The 18,144-nt window shown below is 44.2% G+C and carries 15 protein-coding genes; 1 reads left to right on the top strand and 14 read right to left on the bottom strand.

Going from position 1 to position 18,144, the window contains the following annotated elements; all coding sequences use genetic code 11:
- Positions 1 to 27 precede the first annotated feature (27 nt).
- From O9334_RS07945 to O9334_RS08010, 14 genes are all read right to left on the bottom strand, one after another.
- Entirely contained in the window at positions 28 to 324 is a 297-nt protein-coding gene (locus O9334_RS07945; RefSeq protein WP_045358785.1) for a DUF4164 family protein, read from the bottom strand.
- 85 nt (positions 325 to 409) lie between these two features.
- Positions 410 to 709 (bottom strand): replication protein RepU, encoded by a 300-nt coding sequence (locus O9334_RS07950; protein WP_045358786.1) that lies wholly within the window; start codon positions 707 to 709, stop codon positions 410 to 412.
- A 67-nt stretch (positions 710 to 776) separates the two neighbouring features.
- Entirely contained in the window at positions 777 to 1,841 is a 1,065-nt protein-coding gene (locus O9334_RS07955; RefSeq protein ID WP_190358322.1) for a glycosyltransferase family 4 protein, read from the bottom strand.
- Positions 1,842 to 1,919: 78 nt separating this feature from the next.
- Positions 1,920 to 3,203: a serine hydroxymethyltransferase gene (glyA, locus tag O9334_RS07960; protein WP_287999794.1), complete on the bottom strand. Its 1,284-nt coding sequence runs from the start codon at positions 3,201 to 3,203 to the stop codon at positions 1,920 to 1,922.
- 689 nt (positions 3,204 to 3,892) lie between these two features.
- Positions 3,893 to 6,949, bottom strand: coding sequence for a phosphoenolpyruvate carboxylase (gene ppc, locus O9334_RS07965; RefSeq protein WP_045358790.1), 3,057 nt, complete (start codon positions 6,947 to 6,949; stop codon positions 3,893 to 3,895).
- 303 nt (positions 6,950 to 7,252) lie between these two features.
- A complete protein-coding gene (locus O9334_RS07970) occupies positions 7,253 to 7,441 on the bottom strand; it encodes a hypothetical protein (protein WP_045358791.1) in 189 nt (62 codons plus the stop codon).
- Positions 7,438 to 7,725, bottom strand: a complete 288-nt coding sequence (gene minE, locus O9334_RS07975; RefSeq protein ID WP_045358792.1) for a cell division topological specificity factor MinE — start codon at positions 7,723 to 7,725, stop codon at positions 7,438 to 7,440. Before minE ends, O9334_RS07970 begins: the two co-directional genes overlap by 4 nt.
- Positions 7,726 to 7,754: 29 nt before the next feature.
- Positions 7,755 to 8,555, bottom strand: coding sequence for a septum site-determining protein MinD (gene minD, locus O9334_RS07980; RefSeq protein WP_045358793.1), 801 nt, complete (start codon positions 8,553 to 8,555; stop codon positions 7,755 to 7,757).
- 180 nt (positions 8,556 to 8,735) lie between these two features.
- Positions 8,736 to 9,563, bottom strand: coding sequence for a septum site-determining protein MinC (gene minC / locus O9334_RS07985; protein ID WP_045358794.1), 828 nt, complete (start codon positions 9,561 to 9,563; stop codon positions 8,736 to 8,738).
- A gap of 177 nt (positions 9,564 to 9,740) precedes the next feature.
- Positions 9,741 to 10,649 (bottom strand): LysM peptidoglycan-binding domain-containing M23 family metallopeptidase, encoded by a 909-nt coding sequence (locus O9334_RS07990; protein ID WP_045358795.1) that lies wholly within the window; start codon positions 10,647 to 10,649, stop codon positions 9,741 to 9,743.
- 19 nt (positions 10,650 to 10,668) lie between these two features.
- Positions 10,669 to 11,967: a homoserine dehydrogenase gene (locus O9334_RS07995; RefSeq protein WP_045358857.1), complete on the bottom strand. Its 1,299-nt coding sequence runs from the start codon at positions 11,965 to 11,967 to the stop codon at positions 10,669 to 10,671.
- Positions 11,968 to 12,351: 384 nt separating this feature from the next.
- Positions 12,352 to 13,515, bottom strand: coding sequence for a putative hexosyltransferase (locus O9334_RS08000; RefSeq protein WP_287999795.1), 1,164 nt, complete (start codon positions 13,513 to 13,515; stop codon positions 12,352 to 12,354).
- A gap of 340 nt (positions 13,516 to 13,855) precedes the next feature.
- Positions 13,856 to 15,211 (bottom strand): (Fe-S)-binding protein, encoded by a 1,356-nt coding sequence (locus tag O9334_RS08005; protein ID WP_045358796.1) that lies wholly within the window; start codon positions 15,209 to 15,211, stop codon positions 13,856 to 13,858.
- A 9-nt stretch (positions 15,212 to 15,220) separates the two neighbouring features.
- On the bottom strand, positions 15,221 to 16,507 hold the full coding sequence (locus O9334_RS08010) for an FAD-binding oxidoreductase (protein ID WP_287999796.1): 1,287 nt from the start codon (positions 16,505 to 16,507) through the stop codon (positions 15,221 to 15,223).
- Between the two features lie 377 nt (positions 16,508 to 16,884).
- Here O9334_RS08010 and O9334_RS08015 point away from each other — a divergent pair, with 377 nt between their 5' ends.
- Positions 16,885 to 18,072 carry an aspartate aminotransferase gene (locus tag O9334_RS08015; protein WP_287999797.1) on the top strand — a complete coding sequence of 396 codons (1,188 nt, stop codon included), beginning with the start codon at positions 16,885 to 16,887 and terminating at the stop codon, positions 18,070 to 18,072.
- Positions 18,073 to 18,144: the final 72 nt, after the last annotated feature.

Raw genomic sequence — 18,144 nt, forward strand, 5'->3', positions numbered from 1 at the left:
GCTTATTTTATCTCTAAAGGACAACTTTTAGGGATTAGGGAAAAAGACGATTTTTCCCAGAATGCCTAGTATTCCTGTCACCAAAATTCCGACAATGCCAAGAAATCCATTAGTGGTAATATTCACCCTTGCATTCAGGTCGTCAATACGCTTTTCTATTTCCATAACTTTAGAATCTAGGGCTTTAATATCCCCTTTTATTTCCGATTGTCCTATCTCTAGCTTAGTGAGACGCTCATTAACATCTCTTTGTAAAGAGTCGATTTTTCCCTCAATCCTTGTCAGGACCGTTTCAAGGGAATAAGTTACAGTTTCGTTAGACATTTGCTAAACTCCTACTTTTGATAACTTTAATTAGGGCTTGCTGAAAAAATAAGATAGGAAAAATTTATGATGCTAAGGGCAACTTCTAGGGGTTGCCAATAAACCCAAAAAGTTTAGCTGCTCCTCCTAAAATAGCAACAACAAGGGCGATCAAAATGCCTCGATTAGTAAACTCTTGATAGGCAACTCTAGCGGTCAATCCGTCAATTTTTGTGCTTAGTCGCTCATCTAAAGCTTTAATTTCTCCTTTAAGTTCTGCCTGTCCGATTTCTAATTGTGTCAGACGTTGATCGATTCTATCAGCTTTGTGGTTGACTTCCTTGATGCTGTCTTTGATTTCCTTAAGAACCGTTTCAAGGGAATAAGTTACAGTTTCGTTAGACATTTGCTAAACTCCCAGAGTTATCCTGCCGCTATCTTAATTATTAATCTTTTTTCTAGTTTAAGATGGCTTACGGTTCACCGCCACGATTGCGCCAGACTTGCCAACCGACGTAACCGAGGAGGAGAGTCGCACCAAAGGCAAAACCCCAACCACTGGGAACATTGGAGAAACCGAGGGCTAAACTGCCCACCCAGAGAGTTAGGGCGTAGATAAATAACACTGTCAGACGGTGAGAGATACCAGCTTTCAGTAAACGGTGGTGTAAATGACGTTTATCAGCCACAAAAGGGGATTTTCCGCGTTTGAGACGGGAAATAATCACCGTGGACATATCGAGGAGAGGAACCGCAAGGATGAGATAGGGCAATAGGACGGCGGTAACGGCAACAGTAGTCACAGCAGTAGTTTTCGCCAATCCAATCACCGCCACACCCGCCAGGGTAAAACCCATAAAATAGGCCCCACCATCCCCCATAAAAATTTGAGCGGGGTTAAAATTGTAACGCAGAAAACCCAAGGCCCCACCCGCTAAAGCGGCGGCGATAATAGCGGCGGCCGGTTGTCCCATCACCAAAGTTACAATCAAAATCACCACGGCAGATATACCCGAAACTCCCGCTGCTAATCCATCTAAACCGTCAATCCAGTTAATAGCGTTAGCCATCCCCACTAACCAGAGGAGAGTAATCGGTAAACTTAGCCAATGAATTTGTAATAAATCGCCGAAGGGAATAGAGAGGAAATCGATCCTCACCCCAGCTTGCCAAGCTAGAAAAGCGACGCTAAACTGCATTACCAGACGATTGAGGGGCGAAAGATTAAAAAGATCATCCGCTAGACCGATGAGGAAAAAGCCCAAACCGCCTAGGGTTACGCCCCACACTTCCCATTCTCGATCGCTGTTTAAACCAGCAAACCCTCCTAACCACCAAACGATCAGGAGGGCAGTTAAAGCGCCGATAAAGATCGAAACTCCCCCCAGTCGAACCATAGGCTTTTCATGGACCTTCCTTTCGTTGGGTTTATCGACGTAACCGCTTTTCAGTCCGACGGTTCTGACGAGGGGGGTACTCCAAAGTACCACGGTATGGGCGATCAGAAAAGCAATTAGATAGTATAAATCTCCGGACATGGGAATTGGGGGGCGATTTAATTCACAATTGGCAACTGACGGGCAATCGCCAATTATGAGTTTTTATTATCTCTCGTTTTAGGCCAAGGCGGGGACGGAAATATGGAGATGGGGATAGAGGGGGAAGCTTTCACAGAGTTTAGCTACCCGTTGACGGCAAGCAGTTCTCAGGGCTTCATCACCAGGATTAAGGAGAATATCGGCGATGATGTTGCCAATCTCGATAAATTCCGTTTCTCCTAGTCCTCTGGTGGTCATAGCCGGGGAACCCAAGCGCAGACCACTGGTGACAAAAGGAGACTCGGGATCGAAGGGAACAGTGTTTTTATTAGCGGTAATATTGATGGTACTGACCAAGCGATCGGCTTCTTTCCCGGTCATGCCCACGGATCTTAAATCGAGTAACATCAAGTGATTATCCGTACCATCGGTGACAATTTTAATCCCTCTAGCCTTCAACTGACCGGCTAAAGCTTGGGCATTAGCGATTACTTGGCCCGAATAGATTTTAAACTCCGGTTTCAGGGCCTCCCCAAAAGCCACCGCTTTCGCCGCGACCACGTGTTCTAGGGGCCCGCCTTGGGTACCGGGGAAGACGGATTTATCGAATTTTTTGCCTAATTCCTCGTCTTTGGTCATAATTAAACCCCCCCTAGGACCGCGCAGGGTTTTGTGAGTGGTGGTAGTGACCACATCACAGTGGGGTAGGGGGTTAGGATGATGACCGGTGGCCACTAAACCGGCAATATGGGCGATATCTGCCATCAGGTAGGCCCCCACTTCGTCAGCGATGGCCCGGAATTTCTCGAAATCAATCCGGCGCGAGTAGGCAGAATAACCGCAGATAATTAGTTTTGGTTTTTCCTTGCGGGCGATGTCAAGGATGAGATCGTAGTCGAGGAGTTCGCTTTCGGGACTTACTCCGTACTGTACTACTCGGAACCATTTTCCGGAAACGTTAACGGGGGAACCGTGGGTAAGATGACCCCCGTGGGAGAGATCCATGCCCATAATCGTATCGCCGGGCTGCAAGAGGGTCAGGAAAACGGCGAAATTAGCTTGGGCGCCAGAGTGGGGTTGTACGTTAGCGTGGTTTGCCCCAAATAGTCGTTTAACCCGATCGATCGCTAATTGTTCCGCTTCATCAACGTATTCGCAACCGCCATAGTAGCGTTTTTTGGGCAGTCCTTCCGCGTATTTGTTGGTTAAAACCGAACCTTGGGCGGCCATGACGGCAGCCGAGGTAAAGTTTTCACTAGCGATTAATTCTAGGTGATCTCTTTGACGTTGCAGTTCTTTTTGCAGAATCCCCGCGATCGCTGGATCGGTCAAGGATAGTATATCTAAGTTCGTATCAGTCACGGTTACTCGATCCTTTCTTTAACAATTTACCTGTAATCATTGGGTCACTTTCTCCATTTTGGCACAATCTCTAATCTTCCGACACACCAGGGAGCTTAATTGCTTCTCTTCGGGATCGATGATCAATTGTCAACTGTTAGCGGTAAAATCTTCATTTTTAGTCAATAAGTGATATAGCGTTTTTCAGTCTGCTGAGGTACAAAAGTTATGGGTTTTAGGCAAAAGGCAAGAGGCAAAAGTCAAAAGGGAAGAAAAATATGTGTACCTCACTAGCTTAGGAAACGCTATAGTAATATTAGCCAATAGAACCCCCCAAAAGCTGGGATTGAGTGATAAAATCGGAAGTAATGGCCAATTTTATCGGGGAGTTTCCCTTTAAAAATAACAACTCAGTAGAAGTTCTACAAAAAGTTGACAAATCACAAAAATGGGGTGGATTACCTTCAAGACAATCCCCCCGAAAACTACCATTAATTAGGGTTGGCTGAATAAATCTAAAAACCTTGTTGGGTAACATTTTTAGACTTTTTTCCCCTCAAAAAGTGCCAGCCATTGCGGGTATCGGAGGGAAATTTCAAGGACTTTTTCCCTGAAAATTAGGTGGTTGACCCCCTCAAAATCCCTACACCCTACACCCCACACCCTGCCCCCACCAATACACTTTTTCAGCACACCCTAATTATCTGTAATCAACCAGTATTTCTCATCCCTGCGGCAATACCATTAATCGTCATTAAAGCACCCCTTAATAACTCCTCTTTAGAATAGCGGAAATGAATCACACCGGATTGAGCTTGACTATTGTATTGACGTAAACGCTTGAGGAGAGACACCTGTAGAAAACCGAGGGGAACGATCGAACCGTTGCGTAACTGCACCGAGCGCTGTAAATTCGGATCATTATCTAATAAATGTTTCTCGCCGGTGATCTGGAGAACAATCTCGCTAGTGCGATTATATTCCTCTTTGATCCTTTCAAACAGACGTTGAAAACGTTCTCGATCTTCCTGTTTAGAAAGTTCACTGACGTAGTGATAGGCCATCTGTAGGTCCACCTTCGATAGAGTCATGTCTGCCTTAGAAATCACCATCTGGAAGAAAGGCCACTTGTGATAAAAATGGCGTAACAATTCCAAATTTCTGCTAGGAGAATCATCGAGAAACATCTGTAAAGCTGTCCCTAAACCATACCAAGCCGGTAAAAGAAAACGGGTTTGGGTCCAACTAAATACCCAGGGAATTGCCCGCAGGGTAGTTAAATCCTGTTGACCACTTTTCCGGCGCGCCGGTCGGGAACTAATCTGTAAAAGACTAATTTCAGGAATGGGAGTTACAGACAGGAAGAAGTCTAAAAAGTCCGGTTCTTCATAAATCAAACTGCGATAGGTTTGCCGTGAACGGGTGGCCAACTCCTCCATGATGCGATTCCAGGGTTCGAGATCATCAAAACCACTGCCCAGTAAACTTGCCTGTATGACTGCCGTTACGGCCGTTTCGAGGTTATACAAGGCCAATTCTGGTAAAGAGTATTTCGAGGCTAAAACCTCGCCTTGTTCGGTGATTTTAATGCGACCGTTAATAGTTCCCCGGGGTTGGGCGAGGATAGCGGCGTAGGCCGGTCCACCACCCCGACCGACGGAACCGCCCCGGCCATGAAAAAGACGTAGATTCACGCCGTATTGTTTAGCGGTTTTTTGTAAAGCCTTCTGGGCCTTATGAATTTCCCAATTACTGCTCAAAAAGCCAGAATCCTTGTTACTATCGGAGTAACCCACCATAATCTCCTGTAAATTACCCGGTTCGAGGATGGCCGGTTCCGGGGTCACGTCCTCCCCGTTTAAAGCCGCTAAATGGTCGTAACCGCCGGCCAGGGCTGCTCGATAGAGGGGCAATTCAAACAAAGTCTGCATGATGCCGGGGGCGTGTTTGAGGTCATCGACGGTTTCAAAGAGGGGAACGATGCGGAGGGAACTGCGGCTAGTGGCGGGGTCGTATAAACCAGCTTCTTGGGCTAATAACAGCACTTCTAGCACATCGCTGACCTCGTTGGTCATGCTGATAATGTAGGTTTGGCAGATTTCCAGACCGAATTCCCCTTGCAGACTTCTTAAAACTCGCAGGGTTTCAATGGTTTCGCAGGTTCTTTCCGAGAAGGGCATTTCCCGGGGAATTAAGGGCCGACGGGTTTTTAATTCCCCCACTAACCAGGCGATTTTTTCTGATTCGGTTAATTTGCCGTAGGGTTTTGGTAAAACTCCGAGATAGGCGGCGATTTCTTCGATACATTCGGCGTGACGGGTGGATTCTTGCCGAAAATCTAACTGAGTCAGGACAAAGCCAAAAATCTCCACTTGGGCGATCAGTCGATCGAGTTCTTGACAGGAAAGACCGGTTTGCAAGAGACTGCGCTTTAATAGCTGTAATTCGGCTAAAAACTCGGAACCGGAGCGATAGATGTTGGTTTCGTTGAGTTTAGTTAATAATTGTCGTTCTTCCGGGTCATTGAGGCGATTATTGCGATCACGGGTATTTTCCAGACGTTTTTGAATAAAGGCCAATTTGAGGCGATAGGGTTCCTGACGGTAGCGGATTGCTAACTGGCTATAGATTTCAGGCATTTGCTGTTTATCTCTGTCCAGGGAGTCCAGCAACTCCGGCAAGACATGACACCAGTGCAGGGAGGCACTTAAAATACTGGTCAGGTCGCGAATAGCATCGAGATATTTTTTAATAACGAGATTGCGCTGATAACAGCAGGTTTTCCAGGTGACTTCGGGGGTAACGGAGGGATTGCCATCCCGATCCCCCCCAACCCAAGAACCGAAGCGACAGAAGTTATTTTTTGGCGCTTGTAAACGGGGAAAGGAGGATTCTAGACTTTGCTGCAGACGCAGGGTTAACTGGGGTAGGGAATCAAAGAGAACTTCATCGAAGTAGTGCAGGGCATAATCCACTTCATCGACGACGGTGGGTTTAAATTGGTGTAGTTCATCTGTTCGCCACCAAAAACGGATTTCTTCTTTTAACTGTTTGGTTACTGTTTGTGCTTCTCTGGAGTTGGTTAACCCCATACTGCGAAAGATTTCTTCTGCTTGGTCGAGTTTTTCGAGAATGCCTGAGATGCGGCGCTGTTTAATGCGAATGGTGTGACGGACAATTTCCGTGGGGTGGGCCGTAAAAACCAGACAAATATCTAACTGATCGAGAAGACGCTGGATTTCTTGGGGGGGGACGTTAACCTGTTTGAGATAGGGAAATAACCAGTGAAATAGTCCCGATTTTGGGCTGGAGTGATCGGACTCGTTCAGGGTTTTTTCTAGCCAATCGGCCCCGACAATGGTGGCTAAAATGCTTTTTTGCGTTGGGTCAGCCTTGGGACTTTCGTTTTCTTCCCCGATCACCGTCCGTCGCAGTAGTTGCTGATCCCTTTGTTCGTAGTGTTGTTCGATGATATTGATTAACTGGAAATAGAGGGCAAAAGCGCGGGTGACTTTGATCGCTTCCCCTAGTTCCAAGTCTTCGATCATTTTGGCGATCATTGCTTCTGGACTATCATCGGTCACTTGTCCTTCCTCAGAACAGAGATGGCGCAGTAATTCCAGTAAATCGACTAATTCTTGACCACATTCGGAGACTAAGACTTCTTTCCATAAATCTTCGATTAATTTCAGTCTTTGCTGCAGAAATAGGTTAGAAGTGGTGAAAATATCCGGTTCGGTTTCGGTTGAGGGGACAAGGACGCTCATAATTTTAATCAGTAATCGGTAATCAGTAATCAGTAATCAGTAATCAGTAATCAGTCAACAGTAAACAGTGATTCAGTGACCAGTAAAAATAGGGATTAACTGCCTTAAAATGAAAAACTCTATCAAACCAATAACTGATCACTGATCACTGATAGATCGGGATTAGTTCTTAGGGTTGGTTAAAAATGAGATTATATCCCCAAGAATCATATTTTTTCGGATTTTTAACAAAAATTTCACTATTCTTGCTTCTTTTCAGAGGGCAAAAGGATTTTTTTTCTTGGTGACTTTTTCCAGAAAAGATTATTGGTCACTGTTGACCGGCAACTGATCGGGAATATTGAGCAGGGGCAAGCGATCGCCGCGAAACAATTCCTCACTTTCTTGGCCCAATTCAATTAACCAATGATTGAGGGAACGCAAGGCCAGATAGGAGAGAAGAAAGGGACTGACCGCTAGACTAAGCCAAAGCTTGATCGGTTGAGTTTTCATGGCAATTTCTCGGTTAAAGGACGGCGTTTGATGCGACGAATCGGAAAATTAGCAATCAGGGCGGTAGTTCGTTGGTCACTTTCTAGGAGTAACTCGGTTTCCTCGGTGTCGATATCAAGATAACGACTGACCACTTCTAAGATTTCTTGACGCATCATATTGAGAAGTTCGGGACTAAGATCGGTGCGATCATGGGCTAAAATAAGTTTTAAGCGTTTTTTAGCTTGGTCGCCACTTTTGCCCGAACTGCGCCATGCAAGAAGTTTATCGATCAGGTCATTCATAGTAGGTTAAGGGGTTGAGATGAGAGAGTTTAAGGCCCAAATAAGCGACGACGCAGACGGGTAAGAAAACCTTCTTGACCGGCCATTAAATCTAGAAACGGCACATCGCGACCCTGTAAACGTTGGGCAATGTTTCTAAAGGCCATGGCAGGGGGAGAGGTCTTCTCCTCTAATACTAATGGTTCCCCTTTATTAGTGGAAATAATAATTCTTTGATCGTCGGGAATAATCCCTAAAAGGGGAATTACCAAGAGGTCGAGAATATCCTCAACGCTGATCATCTGGTTAAGTTGGATCATTTCCGGCCGCAGTCGGTTGACAATCAGACGGATACTTTTAATATCTTCGCTTTCTAGTAATCCCACCACGCGATCGGCATCTCTCACCGCCGACATTTCTGGGGTAGTAACGATGATCGCTTCTTGGGCAGGGGCGATCGCATTGCGAAAACCCATTTCAATTCCTGCCGGGCAATCAATCAATACATAGTCATAACTTTTTGACAATTGGGCGACTAAATCCTTCATTTGATCGCCAGTAATTGCCTCTTTTGTGCGATTTTGTGCTGCCGGTAATAGGACCAGATTTTCCTGTCTTTTATCCTTAACTAAAGCTTTATCAAGGCTACAATCTCCCGCCACCACATCGAGGGCAGTATAAACGATACGCTGTTCTAATCCTAACAATAAATCGAGATTTCTCAGTCCGAAATCGGCATCGACAAGGGCGACTCGACAGCCTAATTGAGATAAAGCTGAACCTAAGTTCGCCGTTACTGTCGTTTTACCGACTCCTCCCTTTCCTGATGTCACCACAATTACACGAGCCATAATTTATATCAGTTATCAGTTATCAGTTATCAGTTATCAGTTATCAGTTACCGGTTATCAGTTATCAGTTATCAGTTATCAGTTATTGGTTTGATAGAGTTTTTCATTTCAAAGCAGTTAGTCCCTATGTTTACTGGTCACTGAATCACTGTTTACTGTTCACTGTTTACCAGTCGCCGCTCACTTTTTTTCGACCCATCCCACTTGATCTTTAAAGGTGTAGGTTCTGGAAAAATTATAAGCCCCAATGATGCGAATTCCTCCTTCGCTGATACAGGCAATTTCTGGTTCCATGCGATCGCTATCTAAAGCCGGAGACCGTGCCACTAATTCGGCGATTCTCAGTTGAGTTAAGTCGATTCGCAGGGCCATAATTACCGCTGCTCGATCGCCGCGAAATCCGGCATGGGCCACACCGCGCAAACTCCCCCAAACTAATATATCGCCATCGGCGACGAGGGAGCCGCCAGGGTTGACATCGCCCATGACGATAACTGTACCGGGGTGACGGATTTCTACACCCGATCGCAGGGTGGTTTTTAAGTACAAAGGTTCGGCGAGGGGGGATTGGGGCGGTTGATTCTCCCCGAAAAACGTGGGATTCGAGCGCATTTGTTCGACATTGTAACCCATAGTTGCCGCTGCCACTGCGGTTTGTCTTCTTTGGGTTTGGATGGTGTGCAGGGGTAATTCGGCGCTGTCTAAAATTGTCGCAATCGCTTGTAGTTGGCGCGTATCCATCAGGCGATCGTTGGCCTCTAGGTGTACTGGTGTTCTAGGGGGGCAGTTTTGGCCGCTATTACGGAGATAATATTTCAATCCTGTCAAGATATCTGTCCAATCCTGACTTGTCTCCCTGGCACTGGTTTTGGGCAAAATTAGCACCAATTTCTCGCCCTCACTTTTTAGGTGGATTTGGGCGTATCTCGACCTTACCGAGGCTGATGGCTCAATTTTTTCGGTTTCTAAGTCAATTTCTTGATTTAATTCGGGTTTAGTTTCATCCATAGAGATAATTTTTTACTTAAAAAAGACAAAGGGCAAAATAGCGATCAGTAAACCGACGGAAGCGGTAATCAGTGAAGTGCCTCATACCATTTTTCAAAAGTAATAGCAGCGATGGTTAATGCCTGCTACAAATCAATAATTCTCTCATTTCTGCCGGACTTATTGCCCTTAGTCGGGTTACTTTTGACTTGATTGCGGGCCGATTTGGGGCAAATGCAAAGCGGGATCCTGCGCTATCCAACCGACGGGAGTATCTAAGCGCACCTCAAAATGAAGATGGGGGGGAATAATATCCGGTTGTCCCGTGGTGCCAACCGCACCGATAACGTCTCCTGCTCGTACCCGTTGGTCAATTCTCACTGTCACCCTGCTTAAATGGGCATAACGGGTCTGCCGGCGACCTAAATGATTAATTACTACCAAATTACCATAGGCCCCCTCCTGACCCACATAAATCACTAGACCATCCTCGGCCGCTAAAACACTTGTACCAATATCTGCGAGAAGATCAATACCACTATGAAAGAGATTTTTCTGTTCCGTGGGACTTTTTTGCCAACCGTAGGTTAAGCCAGCACTACTAGCAAAGGGTAAGGGATAAGAACTTAATCCAGTATAATCCGATCGCTTGCCCGTGGCGGACCAATTGGTGCCGGGGATAAAAACTATTGTCGGCCGGCGACCACAACCGTTAAGCTCAAAGAGTATATCGGCACGAATACCTGATGCCGCTTCTAAATCGCGCCAAGTGGAACCCTTGGGTGCTTCGATGCGAATGCCGTTCATCGGGGGAATAAAGATTTCTTTCCCGACGGGGGCCAAACCATTTTTGAGAATAGTCGGATTGAGTTTAATTATCGTTGCCGGGATGAGAGCGTATTTTTCGGCGATTGAGGCGATCGTTTCTCCCGCTTGGATTTTATGGCGTTGTAACCTTGATAAAATCGGCAGGGGACAAACATTATCAGACCCTTGGGCAAAAATTAATTTTTGATTTAAGGTCAAAAAACCTAGACAAAAAAACAAAATTGTGCTAATGAAACTTAGCCAACTTTTCTCACTTTTGATTCTCCGACCCATGACCATAAAAAAAGCGATTTCTTGACTACAAAACCCGGAGAATACTGGGAATACTGTCAATAGCTTCTAAAGACTCTATTGCTGCCAAAGCACTCCGGAAATTGCCCTCGCGTACATCGTGGGTGACAACGACAATTTCGGCTAAATCACCCCTAATACCAATTTGTACCACGGACTCTAGACTAACCCCATGGTCGCCGAAAGCCATACCTAAATGACCGATTACCCCCGGCACATCGCGACAGAGAAAACGAGCATAAAAACGGGTCGATAAATCCTCCATCGGGGCGATTTGACAATAATGCTGGTGAATACAGCTTAAAAGCGGGTCAAGTTCCCTGGTTTTGCCACTACTTTTTAAAATTCCGACGATATTCATCACATCCGATACTACCGCGCTGGCCGTCGGTCCGCTACCGGCACCCGGTCCATAAAACATCACTTGGCCCAAGGGTTCCCCCTCGACGAGAATAGCGTTATAGACTCCGTTAGCATTAGCGAGGGGATGGGTTTTCGGTACTAGGGTCGGATGAACCCGCAACTCTAGGGTATCGGAATCTTCCTTAACCGTATCTTTTGCGATCGCTAATAATTTAATCACAAATCCCAGTCTATCAGCGTAGGCGATATCGACGGCGCTAACTTGCCGGATACCTTCACAGTAAACATCTTCCCGTTTTACCCGACCTCCAAAACCCAAAGAAGCTAAAATGGCAATTTTATCGGCCGCGTCGAATCCATCCACGTCCGCAGTGGGATCCGCTTCTGCATAGCCTAATTCCTGAGCTTTGGCCAGCACTTCACTAAAATCTGCCCCTTTTTGGCTCATTTCCGTGAGAATATAGTTAGTTGTGCCGTTGACAATTCCCATGATGCTGCTGATGCGATTAGCGCCGAGGGATTGTTTTAAGGGTTTAATGACGGGAATTCCACCACCCACGGCCGCTTCTAGGAGGACATAAACCCCCTTTTCGTTGGCCTTGGCGTAGATTTCATCGCCAAAACGGGCAATAACCGCTTTATTTGCCGTAACAACGTGCTTTCCCGATGCGATTGCCTTGAGAATTAAAGAGCGTGCTGGTTCCAAACCCCCCAATAATTCGACAATAATATCAATTTCGGGGTCAGTAACGATCGATTCTAGGTCAGTGGTCAACAGCTGGGGAGAAAGCTCGATTTCTCTCGGTTTATCTAGGGATCTAACTCCCACTCGTCCAATGGTAATCTCTTTGAGTACGGGATGACGACCAAAAGGATCGAGGAGGATTTTCGCTGTTCCCGTCCCCACAACCCCGAAACCGAGTAAACCAATCTTAAAGGTCACGCTTTTATCTCCTGCTAGTCCGACGCAAAAAATACTAATGGCCAAGCTGTCGCCATTGTCGATTTTATCATTACAAGGTCTTTGTCTGTGGGGTTTTCTTTTGCTTCTGTTCAGGAACTGATGATGATCAATGTGCAGTATTTTTGTATTAAAATCAAGCCAATCTCGATCGCATTTAAACGCTTATCCTGTAATTGTGATTGATTTTATTGAGCGATATAGATATTCGGCAATGTGAGTAACATTTTTTATCATAACTCTAATTTATGATTACAATAATTCTCTATCTAGTTGATATTTTTGAACAAATCAATCGACTCTCTTTGAGCAAAGAGCTATGTTAGCATTATTAGTTGTGATAATTTGACTCAACTGCACGATCAACTAAGTTATCCAGCCCCAATTACCATACCAAAGAAATAGAATTGATAAAAAATAGGTAAAGAAGAATAACAGAAATCCATAAAAATAACGATTTTTTTTGCTCCAATATACAAGGATAATAAATATTGGAAATATTGTCATCATATACCTCATCATTGATTGTGTTGTTCCTGTACTTAAAGGTAAAAAAATGCTCAGAAAGGCAAAAATCAATAGGGAAATATTGAGAGGCTTTTTAATGATAGAGAATAGCAAGATACCTAAAAAAAAGGAGCTGAAAAAAGTATCTAGGAATCTCACTGCATTATTGGCATCTTTGGGAAACATAAAATTGATATTCTTCCAGTAGTTGATTAGAGTAATTAAAGGAAATACTCTCTCATTTCTACCCCACAGATCCTGAATTTTAACAAATGCCAAAGGTTCGTTGAATTTCCAAGCTAAAAATACCATATAAGCGATTAACCCACAGGGTATTAATAGGAGGAAAAGACTTTCTCTCTTGGGCAGTTCTTTTTTCTTTAAATATTTCCAGAGTAATTCGATAGCAAAAGCCAGAAAAATTATTACTCCTGTGACTCTAGTTAAACTGGCAAAAAATCCAAAAAATCCAGACCAAAAGTATTTCTTATTCAGGAAGAAATAAAAACAAGCAGCGGTGGTTAGCAAATATAAACTTTCTGTATAAAAACAGCTATAAAAAAAGGAAGTAGGAAAAACCAACATAAGAATTAAAACTTTTTCACAGCCTCTTTTATTCAGATAAATATTACTGATTTTATAAACAAAAAATAAGGCAAGTATTAGACATAAATTAGAAAGAAGAAGACCAGAAATAGGCACACTTAAGGAAGTTAAAGATGCAATTGCTTTGACTAAAATAGGATAGAGAGGAAAAAAAGCAACGTTCGATTGTTTTTCAGTATTGTATGAATATCCCCCCTGAATAATGCCGTTATACCAACCACTATCCCAACGAAAAAAAGAATCCAAATAATGATTATCGGGAAACGTCTGCCAAGGATATTCATTCATCTGACTAAAACTGAGTCCGATTAGGTGCATCAGTAAAAGTGTTCCTCTCCAAATGATGAAGATTTTTAATATATACAAGAAAAGCTTTCTTGATTGACTAAAGTTGCTAGTTTCGGCCTTTAATTCCATATTATTGATTTCTCCTAAAAAAATTTTATGGTTGAGTTTGAATTAGGAAATAAACAAATATGCCCAGTTTTAAGTCCGGGGTTTTCCCGAACCTTACCATAGGGAAACAAAAGTAAATTATCTTAGTAAATAGTTGAGTCTGATTGCTCCTAATTGTATTTTTCTGTGAACTGAATTCTAAGATAGAAAAGGGAACAATATTGTTCCCTAGATTTTTCTTGATGCTATTTCCACCGAGTAATAACAGAGGAGAGGTGAAACCCCTCTATCAAAATTCTAGGTGACAGGAAGGAAAAACTATCGAGAAAATTAGCGAAAATTAAGATAAAACGGGGATGAACTAGGAAATTTTCAGCCCGCGAATCGCATAATCTAATAATTCGATAGGATGAATAACGGGTGTATCTTTTCCCTGTAATTGTAGATGTTTTTTAATTTGTAGGGAACAACCCGGATTAGGAGAAGCAATCACCGCAGCCCCAGTATTTAATAAATTGCGTACTTTCTGCTGACCTAATTCATCGGCAGTATCTGGCTGTAGCATATTATAAACTCCGGCACTACCACAACACAGGGCCGCATCGATAGGTTCTTTTAAGTTAATATTGGGGATTTTTTGCAATAATTGTCGTGGCTGCACCGAGATTTTTTGTCCGTGTAAAAGATGACAGGCATCTTGATAAACTAGGGTTAATTCTGTCTCGGTAATCGGGGATAAATCAGCAGTTAATCCCACTGCTGCCAAAAATTCTTGAGCATCGCGTACTTTAGCCACAAACTCCTTAGCCTTATCTTTATATTCAGGATCATCGGCTAAAATATGATGATATTCCTTGAGAGTATGACCACAACCCGCCGCATTGATAATAATATAATCAACCTCGGTTTCTGCGAAACTATCGATCATTTGTCTGGCTAAACTTTGTGCTTGTTTTTCCTGTCCTTGGTGTGCGGGTAAAGCGGCACAACAACCCTGGGTTTTTGGGATAACCACTTCGCAACCATTGGCAGTTAAAACCCGCACTGTTGCTTCATTTACCGGCGAGAAAAAGAGGCGCTGCACACAACCTAAAACTACTCCCACCCGATAGCGTTTTTCCGTTTGGGAGGGAATAACATCGGCATAGTTTTTAAACAGAGAATTTAGAGTAATTTTGGGTAAAATTGATTCCATGGCCGCTAGACGGGGAAAGAGCATTTTTAAGATACCCGATTTCCTGACTAGGGTTTGTAATCCCAGGATTTGATATAACCAGAGGAAGGGTAAAAATAATTTGAGACGGACGGGATAGGGAAAGAGATTAAAAATGAGAAAACGAATAATTTTATCTTTAAAACTGCGGGGTTGATTGCGTTCCACTTGCGGACGAACTGCGGCGATTAATTGATCGTATTGTACTCCCGATGGACAAGTACTAACACAGGCTAAACAACCTAAACAAGTATCAAAATGTTGGCTAGTGGTTTCGTCTAAAACTGCCTCCCCTTTGTTAATGGCATTCATCAGATAAATTCTGCCCCGGGGGGAGTCCATTTCTTTGCCAATGACTCGATAACTGGGACAGGTAGATAGACAAAAACCACAGTGAACACAACTATCGATTAATTCTTGGGCTGGGGGATTCTTGGGGTCAAATCCTTGATTTTTTTGGTCGATTAATTCTTGAAAGTTAACGGAATTATCGGAGGTTTGCATGATTTTTAATTAGATTTTGTTAAGAAAGCGTTCAGGACTAAAAATACCGTGAGGATCGAATTTAGTTTTTAGGGTTTTCATCATGGTAATCGCGTTACCTGTATAGCCCCAAGGTTCAATTTTTTCTTTTAGCGATGGCGGCGCGGTTAACACCGTTAAATAACCCTGATTGCCATGGCATAAAGAGCGAATTTTGTCAAGATTTTCCTCCGATTTTAAGATAACTTTACCCACGCCGCTACTAATATTAATCGAGGCTAGTCCGTTAATTTGGTCGATAACTAGAGCTAAATTGCTAGGTAATAATCCTATTTTGCCGAAAAAATTGCCCTCTTGGTCATAATTATCGATTGTTTTTCGGTATCTTTGCCATAGAGAAATTTCTTCCTCATCCCGATAATAATTAGTCTGACAGTCTAACTGTTGCCCTAAATAACTCACCTGTTGCGATTGTTCGCTAATACTTTCGGGAATGCTTTGAAAACGCAGCAGTAAAGCGACTTTTTCCCCTAATCCTAGTGCTTGCGTCATCCCTGGGTTTAAACATTCAGCCACGGTGGGAGTTAGGGACGATTGCCGAATAACTTGACTCAATTTGCTAATATTTTCGCTATTTCCAGTGATTATCAGGGTTTCTGAGTTAGGGGTTTCGGGATAGAGTCGCAGGGTAATTTGATCGATAATCCCTAAAGTGCCGTAGGAACCCGTAAATAGCTTCATCATGTCGTATCCCGCCACATTTTTCACCACACGCCCTCCAGCTTTAGCAATCTCGCCATCGTGACGGATAAAGGAGAATCCTAGGATCAGATCCCGGACTCCACCGTATCTTTGCCGCCATGTTCCCGCATCGGCCGTGGCCATAATACCGCCAATCGTGGCATTATGGGCATAACTGGGATCAAGAGGAAGAAATTGACCGCTAGGAGCCAAAAAAGCCTGTAAATCTGCTAGTTTAAGACCAGCTTCCACAGTTATAGTTAAATCTCCCCTAGCATGGTCAATAATCCGGTTGAGATTTTGGCTACTAACTAAAATATCGGGCGACTCGACTAACCCACCCCAATCTAATTTACTGCCTTGACCGTAGGCCAGTAAAGACAGACGATTTTCGTTGCTAAAACGCACCAGAGAGGATAAAGCGGCCGTATTAGCGGGATAGACTATAATTTCAGGACTTTTGCCCCTAATTGCCCTTGATAATCTTTCTTGTTCCTCTTTTGGCACTTGTTGCCAGGCAATAACCGTCGTGTCGGGGGGTAAAATAGAAGTTATCTGAACAGCGATCGCAGTCATATTTTACAAAAGAATTGAGGAGTGAGGGGTGAGGACTTACCGGCCGATAATGGCGAAGAATGGGGGTAATGCTGGGGCTAATCAGTAATTTTCAGCCTCTATTAATCAGATTACCTTAGTTTGGCTCTCCATCTCCGATGTCAGGCAATTCTAGTCATACTGAAGCAGTAAAAAAGCTCTCTTGCATAAATCAAAAAATTTTCGGCAAATGTAGGGAAAAAGCGAAAGGTTAAAGGGAAAATTATCCTTTTGCCTCTTGCCTCTTGCCTCTTGCCTCGTCTCAACAAGCAATTTAAATTACGAACAGCTTAACTGCTAAATTAGCCATACACTCGTGTCATAATGTTAGATTACCTCGATCAGTAAGCCAAGAAGTAATGAGTGTAGATTGGACGAATAGCCGCGCCAAGCGATTAAGTGCCTTACCCCCCTACGTTTTCGCCCGCTTGGATGAATTAAAAGCCTTAGCCCGCAAAGAAGGACTAGATTTAATCGATTTAGGTATGGGCAACCCGGACGGTGCTGCCCCGCGTCCAGTTATCGAAGCGGCCATTCAAGCTTTTGAAACCCCCCAATTTCACGGTTATCCACCCTTTGAAGGAACCGCCAGTTTCCGAGAAGCGATCGCTAAATGGTATGATCGCTGTTATGGTGTGGAACTCAATCCCGATAACGAAGCTTTACCCCTGCTCGGTTCCAAAGAGGGCCTATCCCACCTGGCTTTGGCTTATGTTAACCCCGGTGATGTGGTCTTGGTTCCCAGTCCCGCCTATCCCGCCCATTTTCGCGGTCCGTTGATTGCTGGGGCGACGCTATACCCGATCATTTTAAAAGCGGAACAGGATTGGCTGATAGATATCGATTCTATCCCCGAAGATGTGGCTAAACAGGCGAAAATCCTCTATTTTAACTATCCCAGTAACCCCACCGCCGCCGTTGCCCCTCGGGAATTTTTTGAAAGAATCGTTGCTTGGGCCCGGGACTATGAGATTATGCTCGTCCACGATCTCTGTTATGCTGAATTGAGTTTTGATGGTTATCAGCCCACCAGTTTATTAGAAATTCCGGGGGCAAAAGAGATTAGTGTGGAATTTCATACCCTCTCGAAAACCTATAATATGGCCGGGTGGCGCGTCGGTTTTGTCGTGGGCAATTCCGATATTATTCAAGGGTTACGCACCCTGAAAACCAATCTCGATTATGGTATCTTTTCCGTCATCCAAAAGGCGGCCGAAACCGCCCTACAACTGCCGGATGAATACGTCAAACAAGTACAGGAAAGATACCGGCAGCGACGAGATTTTTTAATCAAAGGTTTGGGGCAATTAGGTTGGGATATTCCCCCCTCTAAGGCGACAATGTATCTCTGGGTTCCCTGTAGCGTCGGTATGACTTCCACGGATTTCGCCCTCAGTGTTTTGCAAAAAACCGGTGTCGTTGTCACTCCGGGCAATGCTTTTGGGGAGGGAGGGGAAGGTTATGTGCGCGTCAGTTTAATCGCCGATATCCCGCGATTAGGGGAAGCTTTACAGCGCCTCGAAGATGCGGGAATTCGCTATCAGTAAGGAGAGTTTTTCCCCTTGATTTACGGGCCAAATCCCTCTAGGCACTGGCTAAAATTGCGATTATGATGGAAT

The sequence above is a fragment of the Microcystis sp. LE19-8.1F genome, from assembly GCF_027531715.1.
Classification (GTDB): domain Bacteria; phylum Cyanobacteriota; class Cyanobacteriia; order Cyanobacteriales; family Microcystaceae; genus Microcystis; species Microcystis wesenbergii_A.